2 protein-coding genes are annotated in these 3,030 nt (G+C 66.6%); one reads left to right on the forward strand and one right to left on the reverse strand.

What is annotated here, in order from left to right; translation table 11 throughout:
* Position 1: 1 nt before the first annotated feature.
* A complete protein-coding gene (glp, locus tag VKP01_RS15285) occupies positions 2-1,231 on the forward strand; it encodes a gephyrin-like molybdotransferase Glp (protein ID WP_324413791.1) in 1,230 nt (409 codons plus the stop codon).
* A gap of 25 nt (positions 1,232-1,256) precedes the next feature.
* Here glp and VKP01_RS15290 read toward each other — a convergent pair.
* The coding region (locus VKP01_RS15290; RefSeq protein WP_324413793.1) for a 3-hydroxyacyl-CoA dehydrogenase NAD-binding domain-containing protein at positions 1,257-3,030 on the reverse strand (1,774 nt) is incomplete at its 5' end.

Consider the following 3,030-nt stretch of genomic DNA (forward strand, 5'->3'; position numbering starts at 1 on the left):
CATGGCGCTGCTCCCCGTTGCCGACGCTCTGGCGCAGGTTCTGGCGAGCATCGACGGGCCCGTCCCCGAGGAAACGGTACCGCTCGCCGCCTGCCACGGGCGCAGCCTCGCGCGTGCCCTCGCGGCGAAGCGCACGCAACCCCCCTTCGCCGTCTCGGCCATGGATGGCTATGCCGTGCGCGCCGCCGATTGCACGCCAGTTCCCGCCACCCTGACCGTCATCGGCGAAAGCGCTGCCGGGCGCGGCTTTCACGGCGATATCGCCCCCGGCGAGAGCGTGCGCATCTTCACCGGCGCGCCCCTGCCCGCGAGCGCCGATGCGATCGTCATCCAGGAGGATACGCAGGCCCTTGACGACGGGCGCGTAGAGATCCGCGAGGCGCCCCCCGCCGGCCATTACGTGCGCCCCGCCGGGCTCGATTTCGCGCAAGGCGCTATTCTCCTTGAAGCCGGGCGGGCCCTCGATGCCGGCGATATCGCGCTCGCTGCCGCGATGAACCATGCGAGCCTGCCCGTGCGCCGCAGGCCGCGTGTCGCCATCATTGCGACTGGCGACGAACTGGTCTTGCCCGGTGAGGAGCCGGGGCCGGATCAGATCGTGGCATCCAACATCTACGCCCTCGCCGCGATCATCACCCGTGCCGGGGGTGAGGCGATCGATTGCGGCATCGCCCGTGACACGCACGCCGATGTCCTGCGCGTCGTCGATGCGGCGCGCGCGGCAAAGCCCGATATCCTGATCACGCTGGGCGGCGCCTCGGTCGGCGCGCATGATCTGGTGCAGGAGACCCTGAGCGGCATCGGGCTGGAACTCGGCTTCTGGCGCATCGCCATGCGCCCGGGAAAACCGCTGATGCACGGCAAGCTCGGCGGCATGCTCTTCCTCGGCCTGCCGGGCAATCCGGTCTCGGCCATGGTCTGCGCCATCCTCTTCCTCGCCCCCGCGATCCGCGCGCTGCTTGGCGATCCGCAGGCGCCGCAGGGCCCGATCCGCCACCCCGCCATTCTCGGCGCGGATCTGAAGGCCAACGACAAACGCGAGGATTACATGCGCGCGAAGCTCACGCTGCGCCCCGGCGCGCTTCCATTGGCCCAGCCTTTCGACCGGCAGGACAGCTCGATGCTCGGCCATCTCGCCCGCGCCGACGCGCTCCTCATCCGCGCCCCCTTCGCGCCGGAGGCGAAGGCCGGCGAACTGGCGGAATATCTCCGGCTCGCCGATATCTTCTGAGGCTTCCGATCGAGGCCTGCGCGCCTCACATCGTGCTGATGCGCTTGCCCTCTTTCGCGGTGCGCACGAGCAGTTCCGCCGGCTCGAAATCAGGGCCGAGCGTCTTCGCGTAGCCTTCGAGCGCCGCTACGACCTTCGCGAGGCCGATCGTATCTGCATAGAACATCGGGCCGCCGCGATAGACCGGCCAGCCATAGCCGGTGAGCCAGACGATATCGATATCGGAGGCGCGCAGGGCCTTGCCCTCCTGGAGGATTTTCGCACCCTCGTTGATCATCGGATAAATGCAGCGTTCCAGGATTTCCTGGTCGCTGATGGCGCGGCGCGTGATCCCCTTGGCGCGCGACAATTCCAGGATGATCTCCTCGGTCACTTCCGAGGGCGTCGCCTTGCGGTTCTCATCGTAATCATAGAAGCCCTTGCCGTTCTTCTGACCGCGCCGGTCGATCTCGCACAGCCGCTCCTTGGCGGTCTCGCCGGTGGAATTCTCCGGCGTCCAGCCAAGATCGAGCCCGGCAAGATCGGCCATGGCGAAGGGGCCCATGGGCAGGCCGAAATCATAGAGCACCCGGTCGACATCCCAAGGCATCGCCCCTTCCATGATCAGGTTGTTGGCCTCGCGCTGGCGCTCCGAGAGCATGCGGTTGCCGACGAAGCCGTGCGCGACGCCGACGCAGACCGCCACCTTGCCGATGCGCTTGCCGAGCGCCATCGCCGTGGCGACGACGTCTTTCTCCGTCTTGTCACCACGCACCACTTCGAGCAGGCGCATGACATTGGCCGGCGAGAAGAAATGCATGCCGAGCACGTCGCCCGGGCGCTTCGTCACCGAGGCGATCTCGTCGATATCGAGATAGGAGGTGTTGCTGGCCAGAATCGCGCCCGGCTTGCAGATGGCGTCGAGCTTCGAAAAGATCTCCTTCTTCACCTCCATCAGTTCGAACACCGCCTCGATGACGAGATCGCAATCGGCCAGATCATCGAGCGCGAGGCTCGGCGTGATCAGCGCCATGCGTTTTTCGACATCCTCCATGGAGAGTCGCCCCCGTTTGGCGGAACTTTCATAGTTCTTGCGGATCGTGGCGAGCCCGCGATCGAGGGCTTCCTGCTTCGTCTCGACGATGGTGACGCGGATGCCTGAATTGAGGAAGTTCATCGAGATGCCGCCGCCCATCGTCCCCGCGCCGATCACGCCGACACGGGCAATCTCGCGGGTCGAGGTATCCTTGGGGATATCGGGAATCTTCGCCGCCTCGCGCTCGGCGAAAAACGCGTAGCGCTGTGCCGCCGATTGCTCGCTGGCGACGAGCGTCTCGAAAAGCGAACGCTCGAAGGCGAGCCCCTGATCGAACGGCTTTTCGACGGCGGCCTCGACCGCCTTGATGCAGGCCTCGGGCGCCTCGAAGCCGCGGAACTTGCGGGCGTTCTTCTTGCGGAATTCCTCAAAAATCTCCGGCTTGCCGCGTGCCGGCGCAATCGCCTCGTCGAGATCGCGCACCTTCTTGAGCGGCGCCCCGGACGCGATGACCTCGCGGGCGAAGGCGATCGCCTCCTCGCGCAGATTGCCCTCACCGACGAGCTTGTCGAACAACCCCATCGCCGCCGCGTCCTTCGCCTTCACATGCGCGCCGGAGGTGATCATCTCAAGCGCACGCTCGGCGCCGACAATGCGCGGCAGGCGCTGCGTGCCGCCGGCGCCTGGCAGGATACCGAGCTTGACTTCCGGCAAGCCGCATTTCGCCGAGGGCACCGCGACGCGGTAATGACAGGAAAGCGCGAGTTCCAGCCCGCCACCCAGA

Origin of the sequence: Saliniramus sp., assembly GCF_035311605.1 — a bacterium.
In the GTDB taxonomy this organism is placed as follows: Bacteria; Pseudomonadota; Alphaproteobacteria; order Rhizobiales; family Beijerinckiaceae; genus Saliniramus.

What these genes read in the sequence shown, in the direction of transcription:
- glp (WP_324413791.1), top strand. Translation starts at nt 2, where the DNA reads ATGGCGCTGCTCCCCGTTGCCGACGCTCTGGCGCAGGTTCTGGCGAGC.